13 protein-coding genes and 1 other RNA gene are annotated in these 17,514 nt (G+C 61.5%); 13 read left to right on the top strand and 1 reads right to left on the bottom strand.

Features of this window, described 5'->3' with window-relative positions; genetic code table 11:
- The first annotated feature begins 300 nt into the window (after positions 1-300).
- The 11 genes from rimP (at position 301) to HNO82_RS13195 (ending at position 14,097) form a co-directional block, all read left to right on the top strand.
- Positions 301-795, top strand: a complete 495-nt coding sequence (rimP, locus tag HNO82_RS13245; RefSeq protein WP_175344034.1) for a ribosome maturation factor RimP — start codon at positions 301-303, stop codon at positions 793-795.
- Positions 792-2,351: a transcription termination factor NusA gene (nusA, locus tag HNO82_RS13240; protein ID WP_175344033.1), complete on the top strand. Its 1,560-nt coding sequence runs from the start codon at positions 792-794 to the stop codon at positions 2,349-2,351. The genes rimP and nusA overlap by 4 nt, the downstream gene beginning before the upstream one ends.
- A gap of 52 nt (positions 2,352-2,403) precedes the next feature.
- Positions 2,404-5,274 carry a translation initiation factor IF-2 gene (gene infB, locus HNO82_RS13235; RefSeq protein ID WP_175344032.1) on the top strand — a complete coding sequence of 957 codons (2,871 nt, stop codon included), beginning with the start codon at positions 2,404-2,406 and terminating at the stop codon, positions 5,272-5,274.
- Between the two features lie 109 nt (positions 5,275-5,383).
- The gene (gene rbfA / locus HNO82_RS13230; RefSeq protein WP_008331399.1) at positions 5,384-5,776 is read left to right on the top strand and encodes a 30S ribosome-binding factor RbfA; all 393 of its coding nucleotides are present in this window, start codon (positions 5,384-5,386) and stop codon (positions 5,774-5,776) included.
- A gap of 98 nt (positions 5,777-5,874) precedes the next feature.
- Positions 5,875-6,879, top strand: coding sequence for a tRNA pseudouridine(55) synthase TruB (gene truB, locus HNO82_RS13225; protein WP_175344031.1), 1,005 nt, complete (start codon positions 5,875-5,877; stop codon positions 6,877-6,879).
- Between the two features lie 155 nt (positions 6,880-7,034).
- Complete coding sequence (gene typA, locus HNO82_RS13220; protein WP_008331395.1) at positions 7,035-8,876, top strand: translational GTPase TypA; 1,842 nt, start codon at positions 7,035-7,037, stop codon at positions 8,874-8,876.
- 649 nt (positions 8,877-9,525) lie between these two features.
- Positions 9,526-10,515 carry a tRNA dihydrouridine(20/20a) synthase DusA gene (gene dusA / locus HNO82_RS13215; RefSeq protein WP_249777002.1) on the top strand — a complete coding sequence of 330 codons (990 nt, stop codon included), beginning with the start codon at positions 9,526-9,528 and terminating at the stop codon, positions 10,513-10,515.
- Between the two features lie 66 nt (positions 10,516-10,581).
- The gene (gene ribBA / locus HNO82_RS13210; protein ID WP_008331358.1) at positions 10,582-11,703 is read left to right on the top strand and encodes a bifunctional 3,4-dihydroxy-2-butanone-4-phosphate synthase/GTP cyclohydrolase II; all 1,122 of its coding nucleotides are present in this window, start codon (positions 10,582-10,584) and stop codon (positions 11,701-11,703) included.
- A gap of 57 nt (positions 11,704-11,760) precedes the next feature.
- Positions 11,761-12,246, top strand: coding sequence for a 6,7-dimethyl-8-ribityllumazine synthase (ribH, locus tag HNO82_RS13205; protein ID WP_008331356.1), 486 nt, complete (start codon positions 11,761-11,763; stop codon positions 12,244-12,246).
- A gap of 104 nt (positions 12,247-12,350) precedes the next feature.
- A complete protein-coding gene (nusB, locus tag HNO82_RS13200) occupies positions 12,351-12,821 on the top strand; it encodes a transcription antitermination factor NusB (RefSeq protein WP_008331354.1) in 471 nt (156 codons plus the stop codon).
- Positions 12,822-12,915: 94 nt separating this feature from the next.
- On the top strand, positions 12,916-14,097 hold the full coding sequence (locus tag HNO82_RS13195) for a pyridoxal phosphate-dependent aminotransferase (RefSeq protein WP_175344029.1): 1,182 nt from the start codon (positions 12,916-12,918) through the stop codon (positions 14,095-14,097).
- A 131-nt stretch (positions 14,098-14,228) separates the two neighbouring features.
- Here HNO82_RS13195 and HNO82_RS13190 read toward each other — a convergent pair whose 3' ends face one another.
- Complete coding sequence (locus HNO82_RS13190) at positions 14,229-15,224, bottom strand: lytic transglycosylase domain-containing protein (RefSeq protein WP_175344028.1); 996 nt, start codon at positions 15,222-15,224, stop codon at positions 14,229-14,231.
- A gap of 463 nt (positions 15,225-15,687) precedes the next feature.
- On the opposite strand from HNO82_RS13190, the gene ubiD reads away from it, so the two are divergent.
- Together ubiD and ffs are read left to right on the top strand one after the other, a co-directional pair.
- Entirely contained in the window at positions 15,688-17,172 is a 1,485-nt protein-coding gene (gene ubiD / locus HNO82_RS13185) for a 4-hydroxy-3-polyprenylbenzoate decarboxylase (RefSeq protein ID WP_008331348.1), read from the top strand.
- Between the two features lie 163 nt (positions 17,173-17,335).
- Positions 17,336-17,434, top strand: an RNA gene (gene ffs / locus HNO82_RS13180) — signal recognition particle sRNA small type.
- Positions 17,435-17,514: the final 80 nt, after the last annotated feature.

Here is a 17,514-nt window from a genome sequence, read left to right as displayed (position 1 = left end):
TTTATGGACGTTTTTGGCACTGCAATCCTATTTGACATGATTCCGGATTTGCTGTGGATACCTGAATCGGTTATAATATGTTAGTTAAACGCAACCTGCCGCGAATCGCATATGTGATAAATCATTGATAGATCCGCCTGCGCCATGATCGATGGAAGTACGGTGGTTCGCGTGATGTGTGATCTCGCGTTGCGTGAGATAACAAAAGATGGGCAGATGCCCATTTTTTTTTTTGCTGATCAATTTTAGATGTCTGCTTTGCCCGCGCTGGCAAACCGGCATCCTGATGGAGAAATAGTCTTGCAATTGCTGGAGCTGATCGAATCCACCCTCGCGGGCCTGGGCTACGAACTGGTTGAGTTCGAGAAGGCGCAGCGCGGTCTGGTGCGTGTCTTCATCGATTTTCCGTTCGACCCCGAAGCAGAAGAAGCGCGTTCGATCACCGTCGAGGATTGCGAGAAGGCGACGCATCAGCTGTTGCACGTCTTCACCGTGGAAAACGTGCTGTATGAACGCCTGGAAGTCTCCTCGCCCGGGCTGGATCGCCCCCTGAAGAAGTTCACTGACTTCGTGCGTTTCGTGGATTGCGAAGCCGTGGTCAAGTTGCGCGTGCCGCTGCCCGGTACGTCCAACCGCAAGACCTATGAAGGCGTGCTGCGCGAACCGGAAGGCGAGGAACTGGTATTGGAATTTGAAGCAAACGATGGGTCGGCCGCCGTGTTGAATTTCACGCTGGCCGATGTGGATAAGGCACACCTGGTGCCGCAGGTCGATTTTAGGAGTCGCAAAGGATGAGTCGCGAAATTTTGTTGTTGGTCGATGCGCTGGCGCGCGAAAAGAACGTCGATAAGGAAGTCGTCTTCGGCGCACTGGAGCATGCGCTTGCGCAGGCTACCAAGAAGCGCTATGACGGCGAGGTCGACATTCGCGTCTCGATCGACCGTGAAAGCGGCGAGTTCGAATCCTTCCGCCGCTGGCACGTCGTGCCCGATGAAGCCGGCCTGCAACTGCCTGACCAGGAAGTGCTGCTGTTCGAAGCCAAGGAACAGTTCCCCGATATCGAAGTCGACGAATACATTGAAGATCCGATCGAATCCGTTGAATTCGGCCGCCGTTTTGCGCAAGACACCAAGCAGGTCGTCCTGCAGCGCATCCGCGACGCCGAGCGCGAGCAGATCCTGGCGGACTTCCTGGCCCGTGGCGATGCCCTGGTGACCGGCACCATCAAGCGCATGGAGCGCGGTGACGCCATCATCGAATCCGGCAAGATCGAAGCCCGCCTGCCGCGCGACCAGATGATCCCCAAGGAGAATCTGCGCATCGGTGATCGCGTGCGTGCCTACATCCTGCGCGTGGACCGCGGCGCCCGTGGCCCGCAGGTGATCCTGTCGCGTACCGCGCCGGAATTCATCATGAAGCTGTTCGAACTGGAAGTGCCGGAAATCGAACAAGGCTCGCTGGAAATCAAGTCGGCTGCCCGTGATCCGGGTGTGCGCGCCAAGATCGCGGTCTACACCGCCGACAAGCGCATCGACCCCATCGGTACCTGCGTGGGCATGCGCGGTTCGCGTGTGCAGGCCGTCACCGGTGAACTGGGCGGCGAGCGCGTGGACATCGTGCTGTGGTCGGAAGATCCGGCGCAGTTCGTCATCGGTGCGCTGGCCCCGGCCAACGTGACCTCCATCGTGGTCGATGAAGAAAAGCACGCCATGGATGTGGTGGTGGATGAAGAAAACCTCGCCATCGCCATCGGTCGCGGCGGCCAGAACGTGCGTCTGGCAGCCGAACTGACCCGCTGGCAGATCAACATCATGACGGCCGAGGAATCGGCTGACAAGTCGGCGGCCGAAACCGCGCTGATCCGCAAGCTGTTCATGGAAAAGCTCGATGTCGACCAGGAAGTGGCCGACATCCTGGTCGAGGAAGGTTTCTCGACCCTGGAAGAAATCGCCTACGTGCCGATCAACGAGATGCTCGAGATCGAATCGTTCGACGAAGAGACCGTCAATGAGCTGCGCAACCGCTCGCGCGACGCCCTGGTGACCGAAGCGATCGCCTCCGAAGAAGGCCTGGAAGGCATGGAAGAGGAACTGATCAACTTCGAAGGCCTGGACCGTGTGCTGGCTGGCAAGCTGGGTCTGGCGGGTGTGAAGACGCTGCCGGCCTTTGCCGGCCTGGCTTATGACGAATTCGGCGCGATCCTGGCCCTGCCTTCCGAGCGCGCGCGCCAACTGATTGAAAATGCATTTGAAGATGTGACCGACGATGAAATGAAGCTCATCGATTCCAAATACGATGAGCGCGCCAAGGCCCTGCAGGCCAAGGCATGGAGCGCTGTCGAAGGCCGCTGAAAAGCGGAGCGTCTCCACATCATCTGCCGAGCCACATAGAAAAGAGGACTGAATGGCGAGTAACAACGTTGCCCAATTTGCCACCGAGCTTAAGATGCCTGCTGACCTGCTGTTGACCCAGCTGCGTTCGGCCGGTGTCGAGAAGAGCTCTGCATCCGATTCCCTGTCGAAGGAAGACAAGGACCGCCTGCTTGAACACCTGCGCCGTTCGCGCGGGGCCGCGCCGGAAGGCGAGAAGAAAAAGATCACGCTGACCCGCAAGGAAACCACCGAGATCAAGCAGGCCGATGCGACCGGCAAATCGCGCACGATCCAGGTGGAAGTGCGCAAGAAGCGTACCTTCATCAAGCGTGACGAGCCCGGCGTCGACGAGTCCGCAGCACGTGCTGCGGCGCCTCAGCGCGATCCGGCCATCGAGGCGCAGGAACGTGAGCAGGAAGAGGCTCGCCGTCAGGCCGAACTGAAGGCCCAGCAAGAGCGTCTGGCCCAGCTGGAGGCCGAACGCGCCGCCCAGGCCAAGGCTGCCGAGCTGGAACAGCAACGTGCTCGCGAAGAAGCCGAAGCCGAAGCCAAGCGCCAGGCTGCCGAAGCCGCCGCAGCTGCTGCCGAAGCCGAGAAGGCCAAGGCTGCTGCTGCCAGCTCGAAGGCTGCCGCTGCTGCGCCGGCCCCTGCCGCCGATCCGGCCGCTGAAGAAAAAAAGCGCGCTGCTGCTGAGGAAGCGAAGAAAAAGGCCGAAGCTGCCGCCAAGGAAGCCGCTGACCGCGCTGCTGCCGCAGATCGTGCGCGCAAGGCCGTGGAAGACGAAGTGGCCCAGATCAAGGCCATGATGAATGCGCCGCGTCGCGTCATCAAGGCACCGGAACCCACACCGGCCCCGGCCAAGACCTCGGAAGGCACGCTGCACAAGCCGGCGACCGCGGCCAAGCCGGGCGAGAAGAAGGATGACAAGAAGCCCGCCGTGGCGGCAGACAAGAAGTCGATCAAGTCGGCCAATGTCTCCTCCACCTGGCAGGACGATGCCAAGAAGCGTGGCACCGGCGGCATGAAGTCGCGCGGCGCCACCGGTGGTGGTGGTCGCGATGGCTGGCGTGCCGGCCCCAAGGGCCGTCGTCACTCGCACGGCGACGACCAGCGCGAAAGCAACTTCCAGGTGCCGACCGAAGCCGTGGTGCACGATGTCTACGTGCCCGAAACCATCACCGTGGCCGAAGTGGCCCACAAGATGGCAGTCAAGGCTTCCGAAGTCATCAAGCACCTGATGAAGCTGGGCCAGATGGTCACCATCAACCAGGTGCTGGATCAGGAAACCGCGATGATCGTGGTGGAAGAAATGGGCCACCGCGCCCACGCCGCCAAGCTGGACGATCCGGAAGCCCTGCTGGTCGAGGGTGAAGAACATGGTGACGCCGAGGCCCTGCCGCGCGCACCGGTGGTTACCGTCATGGGTCACGTCGACCACGGCAAGACCTCGCTGCTGGACTACATCCGCCGCACCAAGGTGGCCTCGGGTGAAGCCGGTGGCATTACCCAGCACATCGGCGCCTACCACGTGGAAACCCCGCGCGGCATGATCACCTTCCTGGATACCCCGGGCCACGAGGCGTTCACCGCCATGCGTGCCCGCGGTGCCAAGGCAACCGACATCGTGATTCTGGTGGTGGCCGCCGACGACGGCGTCATGCCCCAGACCAAGGAAGCGATCGCCCACGCCAAGGCCGGCGGTGTACCGCTGGTGGTAGCCATCAACAAGATCGACAAGCCGGGTGCCAACCCCGACCGCGTCAAGCAGGAACTGATCGCCGAAGAAGTGGTGCCGGAAGAATACGGTGGCGATGCCCCGTTCATCGCCGTCTCCGCCAAGACCGGCGAAGGCATCGACTCGCTGCTGGAAAACGTGCTGCTGCAAGCCGAAGTGCTGGAACTGAAGGCACCGGTGGATGTGCCGGCCCGTGGCCTGGTGATCGAAGCCAAGCTGGACAAGGGCCGCGGCCCGGTGGCAACGATCCTGGTGCAGTCCGGTACCTTGAAGCGCGGCGACGTCGTGCTGGCGGGTTCGGCCTACGGCCGTGTGCGTGCGATGCTGGACGAAAACGGCAAGAACATCGCCGAGGCAGGCCCGTCCCTGCCGGTGGAAATCCAGGGCCTGACCGAAGTGCCCTCCGCCGGTGAAGAAGTGGTGGTCATGACCGACGAGCGCAAGGCGCGTGAAATCGGCCTGTTCCGCCAGGGCAAGTTCCGCGACGTGAAGCTGGCCAAGCAGCAGGCTGCCAAGCTGGAAAACATGTTCGACCAGATGACCGAAGGCGAGGTCAAGAACCTGCCGATGATCATCAAGACCGACGTGCAAGGTTCCCAGGAAGCTCTGGTGCAGTCGCTGCAGAAGCTGTCGACCGCCGAAGTGCGCGTCCAGGTGGTGCACGCTGCAGTGGGCGGCATCAGCGAAAACGACGTCAACCTGGCAGTCGCTTCGAAGGCCGTCATCATCGGCTTCAACACCCGTGCCGATGCGTCGGCACGCAAGCTGGCCGAAGCCTCGGGCGTGGACATCCGTTACTACAACATCATCTATGATGCAGTGGACGAGGTGAAGGCCGCGATGTCGGGCATGCTCTCCCCGGAAAAGCGCGAACAGGCGCTGGGCCTGGTGGAAATCCGCCAGGTGTTCGTGGTCAGCAAGGTCGGCTCGATCGCCGGCTGCTACGTGCTCGAAGGCCTGGTCAAGCGTGGCTCGCAAGTGCGCCTGCTGCGCAACAACGTGGTGGTGTGGACCGGCGAACTGGATTCGCTCAAGCGCTTCAAGGACGACGTCAAGGAAGTCAAGTCGGGCTTCGAGTGCGGTCTTTCGCTGAAGGGCTACAACGACATCGAAGTGGGCGATCAGCTCGAAATCTTCGAAGTCCAGGAAGTCGCCCGTACCCTGTAATGCAATACGCCGGCGTATCGTTCGCGATGCGTCGGCTTCACTGGCAAGATCCGTCGCAGCAACGCGGGAATCCTCCCGCCACGCCATCGGCGGATTGTTTTTTTAAAGCATGGCAAAACACAGCAAATCCATTCCCGGACGCGGCTTGCGCGTCGCCGACCAGATCCAGCGCGATCTGTCGGAGTTGATCGCCTTCGAGCTGAAGGATCCGCGGGTGGGCATGATCACCATTACCGAAGTGCAGGTCACCCCGGACTACGCGCACGCCAAGGTCTTCTTCACCACGCTGGTGGACAACCCGGACGCGATCAAGAACACCCTGGCCGGCCTGCGCGCGGCGGGCGGTTACCTGCGCACCCAGCTGGGCCGCAGGCTGACCATCCACACCCTGCCGGAACTGCATTTCGTGCATGACAACTCGACCGCACGCGGCATTGAAATGTCGCGCCTGATCGACGAAGCCAACGCCACTCGCGCCAAGGATTCGGACGACGAGGTTTGATGACGGGCAGTTCTTTTCCCGTTGCATTGCAGTTTTCTTCATTCTTTTCGCACCGGTCTGCGTTTCCCTTCATCGGGCGTGGGCGGGTCCTGCATTTCATGGCCGACGATACGACGGCGGACATTGTCTCCGCTTCCCCTGAACTGCCGCAGCCGCGCGCCAAGCGCGGCCAGCAGGCCCGCACGGCGCGTCCTCCCCGTGTGCCGGTGCACGGGGTGCTGTTGCTGGACAAGCCGGTCGGCTTGTCCAGCAACGATGCCCTGATCCGCGCCAAGCGCATGCTCAATGCGCCCAAGGCGGGCCATACCGGCACGCTGGACCCGTTTGCTACGGGCCTGTTGCCGCTGTGTTTCGGCGAAGCCACCAAGTTCTCCCAGGACCTGCTGGAAGCCGACAAGACCTATGAAGCCGTGGTGCACCTCGGCATACGCACCGATACCGGCGATACCGAAGGCCAGGTCATCAGCGAGCGTCCTGTTGAGGTCAGCCTGGAGCAGATCGAAGCGGCCATGGCGCAGTTCCGTGGCCCCATCAGCCAGGTGCCGCCGATGCACTCGGCCCTGAAGCGCGACGGCAAGCCGCTCTACGAATACGCCCGCGCCGGCATCACGCTCGAGCGCGAAGCCCGCAACGTCATCATCCACACCCTGGAACTGCTGGACTACCAGGCCCCCATGCTGCGCATCCGTGTCACTTGCAGCAAAGGGACATATATCCGCGTGCTGGGTGAAGATATTGGCGAAGTACTGGGCTGCGGGGCTCACCTCAATGCCCTGAGACGCACGGGTGTCGGCGCTCTTAAGCTGGAGGGCGCGGTCACGCTGGAGACCTTCGATGCCGCCGGCGAGCTGGAGGCCCGCAAGGCCTTGCTGCTGCCGGTGGACGGCCTCTTGCGCAGCTTCCCCGCGGTGCAACTGACCGATGAGCTGGCGCGCCGCTTCCTGCATGGCCAACGCTTGCCGCTGGGCAAGGAAGGGGTGGCGGTGCCGGAGCAGACCGGCCGCGTAAGGGTCTATCGCGGTTCGGATGAAGCCTTGCTGGGCACCGGACTGTTGCAGGAATACGCCATCCTGGCCCCCGAAAGGCTGGTGTCCACCGCCTGAGGACAGATGGCTTCAAAACGGCCTGCAGAGCGCCTTCCGGAATGCCTCGGAGGTGGCGGCAAGCCGTTGATAACACAGGTTTTTCCAAAGTTCATGCGTCGCAACATGCTATAATGCGCGCCTCCCGAGATTCGGCATTCCCAACCACATTCACCATGTCAAACAATATCCGCGCAATTCGCAACATCGCCATCATCGCCCACGTTGACCACGGCAAGACCACCCTGGTGGACCAGCTGCTGCGCCAGTCCGGCACCTTCCGCGACAACCAGCAAGTGGACAACCGCGTGATGGACTCCAACGACATCGAAAAGGAACGCGGCATCACCATCCTGTCGAAGAACTGCGCGGTGGAATACAAGGGCACCCACATCAACATCGTCGACACCCCGGGCCACGCCGACTTCGGCGGTGAGGTCGAGCGCGTGCTGTCGATGGTGGACTCGGTGCTGCTGCTGGTGGATGCCCAGGAAGGCCCGATGCCGCAGACCCGCTTCGTGACCCGCAAGGCACTGGCCCTGGGCCTGAAGCCCATCGTCGTCCTGAACAAGATCGACCGTCCGGGTGCACGCGCCGAGTGGGCCATCAATGCCACCTTCGAACTGTTCGACAAGCTGGGTGCCACCGAAGAGCAGCTGGACTTCCCCGTGATCTACGCTTCGGGCCTGAACGGCTACGCCAGCCTGGATCCGGAAACCCGCGAAGGCAACATGGAGCCGCTGTTCGACGCGATCCTGAAGTACGTGCCGGCCCGCAAGGATGATCCGGACGCACCGCTGCAACTGCAGATCACCTCGCTGGAATACTCCTCCTACGTCGGCAAGATCGGCGTGGGCCGCATCCTGGCCGGTCGCGTCAAGGGCGGTCAGGACGTGGTCTGGATGAATGGTCCGGAAGACAAGCCGACCAAGGCCCGCATCAACCAGGTGCTGACCTTCAAGGGCCTGGAGCGCGTGCTGGTCGATGAAGCCCTGGCGGGTGACATCGTGCTGATCAACGGTATCGAAGAAATCGGCATCGGCTCCACCATCTGTGCGCCCGATGCCCCCAACGGCCTGCCGATGCTGAAGGTGGACGAGCCGACCCTGACCATGAACTTCATGGTCAACACCTCGCCGCTGGCTGGCCGCGAAGGCAAGTTCGTCACCACCCGCCAGATCCGCGACCGCCTGGAAAAGGAACTGAAGTCCAACATGGCCCTGCGCGTGGTGCAGGCCGAGAACGACGACTCGACCTATGAAGTGTCGGGCCGTGGTGAATTGCACCTGACCATCCTGATCGAAAACATGCGCCGTGAAGGCTTCGAGCTGGCCGTCTCGCGTCCGCGCGTGGTGTTCCGCATGGTCGACGGCGTGCGTGAAGAGCCGTACGAAAACCTGACCGTGGACGTTGAAGAAACCCACCAGGGCGGCGTCATGGAAGAACTGGGCCGCCGCCGTGGCGACCTGCAGAACATGGAACCGGACGGCAAGGGCCGTGTGCGCCTGGAATACCACATCCCGGCACGTGGCCTGATCGGCTTCCAGGGTGAATTCATGACCCTGACCCGCGGCACCGGCCTGATGAGCCACGTCTTCGACGACTACAAGCCGGTCGATACCACCAAGGGCGAACTGGCCGGCCGTCGCAACGGCGTGCTGATCTCCCAGGACGACGGCGCTGCCGTGGCCTACGCACTGTGGAAGCTGCAGGATCGCGGCCGCATGTTCGTCAGCCACAACGACCCGGTGTATGAAGGCATGATCATCGGTATCCACTCGCGTGACAACGATCTGGTCGTCAACCCGATCAAGGGCAAGCAGCTGACCAACGTGCGCGCTTCCGGTACCGACGAAGCCGTGCGCCTGGTGCCGCCGATCGAACTGTCGCTGGAATACGCGGTGGAATTCATCGAAGACGACGAACTGGTCGAAGTGACTCCGAAGAGCATTCGTCTGCGCAAGCGTCACCTGAAGGAACACGAGCGCAAGAAGGCATCGCGCGAAGAATCCATCTAAATCGGTAGCGGGGAAGGGCGGGCCCGCAGGGCCTGCCTGCAGTGAAGAGTCGGGAATGGCGGGCTGTGCTGGTGGTGATATCTGGTTTGTGAATAACTGATATCAGCACAATAAAGCAGACAGCCATGATGCACTGCCATATAGTTACACCTGTCTCCTCCAATTTCCTCCTAAAGAATTGGATTCAAGCCCGCAACTTCGGTTGTGGGCTTTTTTTTTGCCATTTCCACTCTCCAGTCGCAGAGGTCCGGTGCTAGTGGTTTTACGCCTGCGCGGCGGACGTGAATGCGGTCTTTATCCTTCCGTTCATTGTTGCGCGAGATGAACGTTTGTCCAAAATAGTTTGTGCTGCGCTGTTTTTGTGCATTGCGAAATGACGGCTGCCGGATTGTGGTGCAGAATCGTGTCCGTTGTACGAAAAATCCTATCTCGAAGAGGATAGAGGGGACACCAGCCCGCAATGCGCAAGCCTTGCGGGCTTTCTATTTGCCGCTGTGGCGGATCCAGGGTGCTAAAACGGGCAAATGAAGGTTTGTTCCTCCCCGGCGCTTGTTGTCCGGTTTTCCGGCCTCCAGCTCAGAAATTTAATGAAGCATTTCGTCAGTTTATGAAGAACTCCCTGCCAGCGCGTACGCTGTCGGTCGCCCCCATGATGGACTGGACCGACCGCCACTGCCGCGTCTTCCACCGCCAGATCACGCGCCACACCTGGCTTTACACCGAGATGGTCACCACCGGTGCGCTGCTGCATGGCGACGTGCCGCGTCACCTGGATTTCGACGAGCAGGAACATCCCGTGGCCCTGCAACTGGGTGGCAGCGAGCCCGCCGACCTGGCGCACAGCGCCAGGCTGGGCGAGCAGTGGGGCTATGACGAGATCAACCTGAACTGCGGCTGCCCCTCCGAGCGCGTTCAGAAGGGCGCTTTCGGTGCCTGTCTGATGGGCGAGCCCGCGCTGGTGGCCGATTGCGTCAAGGCCATGCGCGATGCGGTGTCCATCGATGTGACTGTGAAGCACCGCATCGGCATCGATGACGTGCAATCCTATGATTTCGTGCGCGATTTCGTCGGTCAGATCGCCGAGGCGGGTTGCAAGACCTTCATCGTCCACGCCCGCAACGCCATCCTCAAGGGGCTGAGCCCCAAGGAAAACCGCGAGATCCCGCCCCTGAAGTATCACTACGCCTATCAACTGAAGCAGGATTTCCCCGACCTGGAAATTCTCATCAACGGCGGCATCAAGACCTTGCCCGAGATCGATGAGCATCTCAGGCACGTCGATGGCGTCATGCTGGGTCGCGAGGCGTATCACAACCCCTATCTGATGGCCAGCTTCGATGCCCGCTACTACGGCGAGTTGCCCGGTGGTCGCCAGCCCAGCCGGGCCGAGGTGATCGCGGCCATGTTGCCCTACATCAAGCACCAGCTGGAATTGCACGGCGACAATGGGCGCGGCCTGCGCTTGAACAGCATCACCCGCCACATGCTGGGCCTGTTGACCGGCATGCCCGGCGCGCGCGCCTTCCGCCAGACCTTGTCGGATTCCAAGCGCCTGGCGCTGGGCGATCCGGCCCTGTTGTTGGAAGCCTTGCAACGCACCCAGGCGGCCCAGGCTGCGCAAATCGGGTCAATGGCGTAATTGGCCAGCGGAGCAGGCCCGCAATCCTTTAAAATAGCGGGTTCCAATTGGGAAAAGAGCGCGAACATGCCACTTGCTACAACCGAAGAAATCGTTGCCGAACTCCGTGCCGGGCGCATGGTGATCCTGGTCGACGAAGAAGACCGCGAAAACGAAGGTGATCTGGTGCTGGCCACCGACTTCGTCACGCCCGAAGCCATCAATTTCATGGTCACGCATGCGCGTGGCCTGGTCTGCCTGACGCTGACCGAAGAACACGTGGACCAACTTGACCTGCCGCTCATGGCCAGCCGCAACGGTACCGCCTACGGTACCAATTTCACCGTCTCCATCGAAGCCGCCGAAGGCGTGACCACGGGGATTTCTGCCGCCGACCGCGCCCGGACCATCCAGGTGGCCGCCTCCAAGGGCGCCAAGCCGTCGGACCTGGTGCAGCCGGGCCACATCTTCCCGTTGCGCGCGCAAAAGGGCGGGGTGCTCATGCGCGCCGGTCACACCGAAGCCGGTTGCGACCTGACGGCCATGGCCGGGCTTACCCCCGCTTCCGTGATCTGCGAGATCCTGAAGGAAGACGGCACCATGGCGCGCCTGCCGGACCTGCTGGAGTTCGCCGAGAAGCACAATCTGAAGATCGGTACCATCGCCGACCTGATCCATTACCGCAGCCGCAACGAAAGCATCATCGAACGCGTGGCCGAGCGCGAGATGCAGACCGCGCACGGGACGTTCAAGGCCATCGCCTACCGCGACACCCCCTCGGGCGGCGCGCACCTGGCGCTGGTGCGCGGCGACATCGAGCCGGGTCGTGAAACCCTGGTGCGCGTGCACCAGCCGGTCTCCATCCTGGACCTGCTCGAAGCCGGCGTGACCACCCACTCCTGGAACCTGGCGGCGGCGATGAAGGCCGTGCAGGAAGCCGAGTCCGGCGTGATCGTGCTGCTCAACTGCGAAGAGTCGGCCCAGCAGATGTTCGACCAGTTCGGTGCACTCAACAAGGTCGGTACGCCCGAGGCCGCCAAGCCCGGCCGCGCCGACCGCATGGACCTGCGCACCTACGGTATCGGCGCCCAGATCCTCAAGGATATCGGCGTGTGCAAGATGAAGCTCCTGGCCAGCCCGCGCAAGATGCCCTCGATGGCCGGCTTCCAGCTGGAAGTGACCGGTTATCAGGCACGCGAAGGCGCGTGATCCTGCCGCCCGACGTATCAAGAATTACGCAAGTCAACCTATCAAGAAGGAACAGCCATGACCATCGGAACCTATGAACCAGACCTCAATGGCGAAAGCTTGCGCATCGGCATCGTCCAGGCACGCTTCAACGAAGACGTCTGCCACGGCCTGCTGGCGTCCTGCCTGGCCGAACTGAAGCACTTGGGCGTGGCCGATGAGGACATCCTGCACGTGACCGTGCCGGGCGCCCTGGAAATCCCCCTGGCATTGCAGAAGATGGCCGAGACGGAACAGTTCGATGCCTTGATCGCGCTGGGCGCGGTCATCCGTGGCGAGACCTATCACTTCGAACTGGTCTCCAACGAATCCGGCGCCGGCATCACCCGCATCGGCCTGGACTTCGGTCTGCCCATCGCCAATGCCGTGCTGACCACCGAAAACGACGAGCAAGCCGAAGTCCGCATGGCCGAGAAGGGCGCCGATGCCGCGCGCGTGGCCGTGGAAATGGCCAACCTGTCCATCGTGCTGGAAGAACTCGGCCAGGCGACCGAAGAAGAATAATTCACAGGCAGCGGCGGGGTGCATATCCCGCTGCCGTCCCGCCGGCCTGTGCCGGCACTCGCATTCCTTTGTTTCAGTTATCCAAGGCTCCGGCCGCATTCATCATGTCGAACAAAACTCCACACGCCAATTCGAACAAGAACCGCACCCCGCGCCACCGCGCGCGCGAGTTCGCGTTGCAGGGCTTGTACCAGTGGTTGCTCAATCACGAGGACGCGGGCGCCATCGAAGCCCACATCCGCGAGGCCCACGGTTTCGACAAGGCCGACGCCGAACATTTCGACACCCTGCTCACCGGGGCCATCCGTGATGCCGACAAGCTGCGTGCAGGCCTCTCTCCGCTGATCGATCGTCCCATCAAGGAACTCTCGCCGGTGGAGCACGCCGCCCTGCTCATCGGTGCCTACGAGTTGCAGAACCATATCGAGATCCCCTACAAGGTGGTCATCAATGAAGCGGTCGAACTGACCAAGTCCTTTGGCGGCATCGACGGTCACAAGTATGTCAATGGCGTACTGGACCGTTTCGCCGCCCAGGCGCGCAGCACCGAAGTGGAAGCTGCCGGTCGCCGCTGATCTGCTGTCGTCGGCTGATTTGCTCGTGTTTGGACGGCGCCGTTGGCTTGGGCGCCGTCTTGTCTTTTTTGCCCATGTTGTCTGGAATTAGCGCATGAACCTGAACCAACTTGCTTCACGTTTGCAGCACATCGCTCCCTTCCATGTGATGGAATTGTCCAAGAAGGCCGATATCCTGGCCCAGCAGGGCCGTCACCTGATCCACATGGGCATCGGCGAGCCTGATTTCACCGCACCGCCCGCCGTGGTCGAGGCCGCCACCCGCGCGATGGCCGAAGGGAAGATGCAGTACACCTCGGCCACCGGCTTGCCGGCCTTGCGGGCCGCCATCTCGGAGCACTACCGCAGCGTCTACGGCCTGGAGATTGCGCCGGAGCGCATCGTCATTACCGCTGGTGCCTCGGCCGCCTTGCTGCTGGCCTGCGCGGCGCTGGTCGAGCGCGATACCGAAGTGCTCATGCCCGACCCCAGCTATCCCTGCAACCGTCATTTCGTGGCGGCCTTCGAGGGACGTGCCAGGCTCATCGCCAGCGGTCCCGAGCATCGCTTCCAGCTGTCGGCGCAGATGGTGCGCGAGCACTGGAGCGAGCAGACCCGTGGCGTGTTGCTGGCCTCCCCCTCCAATCCGACGGGCACCTCGATCGCCCCCGAGGAGTTGCGGGCCATCCTGGGCGAAGTGCGCCAGCGTGGCGGCTTCACCATCGTCGATGAGATCTACCAGGGCTTGTCTTATGAAGGCGCGCCGTTCTCGGCGCTGTCGCTGGGCGAGGACGTGGTGGTCATCAACAGCTTCTCGAAGTACTTCAACATGACCGGCTGGCGCCTGGGCTGGCTGGTGTTGCCGCCGGCCCTGGTGCCGCAGGTCGAGAAGCTGGCGCAGAACCTCTTGATCTGTGCGTCCTCGATTGCCCAGCATGCGGCCGTGGCCTGCTTCACGCCCGAGACCATTGCGCTGTATGAAGAACGCAAGGCCGAGTTCAAGCGTCGCCGCGACTACATCGTGCCGGCCCTGGAAAGCCTGGGCTTCAAGGTGCCGGTGGTGCCCGACGGCGCCTTCTATGTCTATGCCGATTGCAGCGCGCTGTCCGATGATGCCGACCAGCTCAGCCTGGACATGCTCAATGAGGCCGGCGTGGTGCTGGTGCCAGGGCTGGACTTCGGCCCCTCTACGGCGCGACGTTTCATCCGACTGTCCTATGCGACCTCGCTGGAAAACCTGCAGGAGGCCGTGGCGCGTCTGCGCGTGTTCTTCGAGCGGCGTCGCCAGGCAGCCTGAAGCAGGGCAGAGCTGCAGCCTTGCCTGCCAGTGGACAGGCAAAAAAAAAAGGAGCCCGAGGGCTCCTTTTTCGTGCGTGCTGAATACCGGTAATATTCACATCGCAACACACCAACCTGTATCCAGCAATATTACAGGGCAGCGAGTTGTTCTTCGGTCTTGGGCTTGGATGCCGAGGCCACGTTGTTGGCAGGCGCCTTGGGCTGTGCGGCACTGGCCGAGACACCCGAGGAGGCCGGCGGCAGCTTGATGGTCGCGGTGGTGTAGATCGACACGTTCTTGCCCATCGCCACTTGCTTCAGGTTCTGGTACTCGGAGAGCACTTTGAGACCGTAACCGCCATCATTGGCCATGTCGGCCGCACCCACGTAGCTCTTCAGGCCGGCTTCCACCGAGCCGCCACGGGTCACATATTCCTTCAGGATCTGCGAACCGACGCGGATGTTGGCGACCGGATTCAAGGCTGCCTTGATGCCGCCCAGCTCCTGGAACTTGTCGTGGTGTACCTTGGCCATCACCTGCATCAGGCCCTGCGCACCCATGGGGCTTTCGGCGAAGGGATTGAAGCGCGACTCGATGGCGATCACCGACAGGATCAGCAGCGGATCGAGTTTGATGTCGCGCGCGGTCAGGTAAGCCGCCGAGACCAGCATGTCTGCTGCATCGCTGGCCACACGATAGCGCTTGGCCAGCCAGTTGGTCACCAGTTTCTGCTGGCGCGGATTGCCCAGCAACTGGCGTTCTTCCGGCGACAGGGCCTGGATCGGTGCGTTGGCGTGCTGCACCGAACTGGCCGCAGCCGCACCTGCCAGTGCACTGACGGTGGCCATCGGCGCGGTCGGGGCCATCAGGTCGGCCAGCGCCGGCGTGGCCGGTGCCTCCGCTTCCTGGACTTCTTCAGTGGCGTCCGAGAAGGGCGACATGCTGATCAGCTTGTCGGCCAGGTCGGGATTGAAGAACATCAGACCCAGAACAAACAACGCGGCAATGCCGAGTATCGTCAGCAGACGATGAGCGATGCCGAAAAATTGAGCAATGCGTACATTTCCGGAGAAATTCCGGAAATCCACGCGGCGAACCATCTGCGGGGCGCCCGCTAAAGGCGCCTCGGAAGCTTGGTTGGACATTGAACCTCCTGCGTTATTGCGGCAAAAACAGGGCGCGCCTGGCCAAGAAGTGAAGACCAAACGGCTGAACTGTCGTCGCTGCAATCTATTGCGTTACCGTCGCAAGGCGTTACGGCAAGGCCATCCGCGAGGCCTGCTGGCCCTGCCGTCGGATGGCATGTTTCGGGGGGTAGGGCTGACGCCCTGGACACACTTCTTGAGTTGCTGGGACCCCGGTTCCCTGGATACCTTGCTAGGCTTGACTGTTTTCGATCAAGCCTCTACGAGCCCACGGCTCACCTCTTCGGTTTAGAGTGGGCGCATTGTAGAAGCCACTTTATATCGAGTCAATACTATGAAATTGGTTCTTTATAACTTTTGTGTATCATATTGCATGTGGCCTTTCGTCAAAATTCAATAGAATCAAGCGTTTGCCGGGGTTACTTGAGCCGGCTGTGATGCAAAAAGAAATTTGTTAAAAAGTATGAAATACACTGATTTGCGGGATTTTATTTCCCAGTTGCAACAAAAAGGTGAGCTCAAGCGTGTTTCACACCCCGTGTCGTCACATCTGGAGATGACCGAAATCGCCGACCGTACCCTCCGGGCGGAAGGTCCGGCGCTTCTTTTTGAGCAGGTCGACAAAAAAAATATCCCGGTTTTAGCGAATCTTTTCGGTACCCCTCATCGCGTGGCACTCGGCATGGGAGCCGACAGCATCAGTGAACTGCGCCGCATCGGTCATTTGCTGGCGCGTCTGAAGGAGCCGGAGCCGCCCAAGGGCATCAAGGATGTGCTGGACCTGGGCGGGCTGGTGAAGTCGCTGTGGGACATGGCACCCAAGGAGCGCAGCTCGGCACCCTGCCAGGATGTGGTGTGGGAGGGCCGGGACGTGGACCTGTCGCGCCTGCCGATCCAGCACTGCTGGCCGGGCGACATTGCGCCCCTGATTACCTGGGGCCTGGTCGTCACCAAGGGGCCGAACAAGAAACGCCAGAACCTGGGCATCTATCGCCAGCAGGTGCTGGGTCCGAACAAGGTCATCATGCGCTGGCTGGCCCATCGCGGCGGCGCTCTGGATTTCCGCGAGCACTGCATTGCCAATCCCGGCAAGCCCTATCCGATCGCGGTGGCCCTGGGTGCCGATCCCGCCACTATATTAGGTGCGGTCACGCCAGTGCCCGACAGTCTCTCCGAATACCAGTTCGCGGGTCTTCTGCGCGGCAGCCGTACCGAACTGGTCAAGGCCATGGGCAGCGACTTGCGCGTGCCGGCTTCGGCTGAGATCGTGCTGGAAGGGCATATCTATCCGGATGAAAAACACGCCTCCGGATTCGAGCATGCGCTCGAAGGGCCGTATGGCGATCACACCGGTTACTACAATGAGCAGGACTGGTTCCCGGTCTTCACCATCGACCGCATCACCATGCGGCGCGATGCCATCTATCACTCCACCTACACCGGCAAACCGCCCGATGAGCCGGCCGTGCTGGGGGTGGCGTTGAATGAAGTGTTCGTCCCGCTGTTGCAGAAGCAGTTCGCCGAAATCACCGATTTCTACTTGCCGCCAGAGGGATGCAGCTATCGCATGGCGGTAGTGCAGATGAAGAAATCTTACGCCGGCCATGCCAAGCGGGTGATGTTCGGGGTGTGGAGTTTCCTGCGCCAGTTCATGTACACCAAGTTCATCGTGGTGGTGGATGAGGATGTCGATATCCGTGACTGGAAGGAAGTGATCTGGGCCATCACCACGCGTGTGGATCCGGTGCGTGACACCGTCATGGTGGACAACACGCCCATCGATTATCTCGACTTCGCCTCGCCCATCAGCGGGCTGGGCAGCAAGATGGGCATCGATGCCACCAACAAGTGGCCCGGTGAAACCAGCCGTGAATGGGGTACGCCCATCGTGATGAGCGACGACGTGAAGAAACGTGTCGATGCCATCTGGAAGGACCTCGGCATCTGAGCGGGCAGGGCGCGCACCCGGTATGGCGCGCCTGACGAACATATGAAGCTTCATGCAAAAAGCCGCGTAAATTGTTTAGGCAATTCGCGCGGCTTTTCACTTTCTGATGCGCTGCAATGATTTCTCTGGCGGCAAGTCGCTGAACTGCGATACAATGCACCCCGGCGGGCCCCTGCGCATTGTGGCATGGTCAACCTGGTCAGGTCGGGAACGAAGCAGCCACAGCCATTTCCCGCAAGTGCCGCAGACAAGGCTCGCCTCTTATCTCTCTTCTGTTTCTTCTGTTGTTCCGGCAGGTCCTCCCCCTCGACTCATCTCCTCGGATTTTTTCTCGTTGTTGAG

The sequence above is a fragment of the Herbaspirillum sp. C9C3 genome (assembly GCF_013359625.1).
In the GTDB taxonomy this organism is placed as follows: Bacteria; Pseudomonadota; Gammaproteobacteria; order Burkholderiales; family Burkholderiaceae_D; genus Herbaspirillum.
Note: the sequence above shows the minus strand (reverse complement) of the source record. Positions and strands in the feature narration are given on the sequence as shown.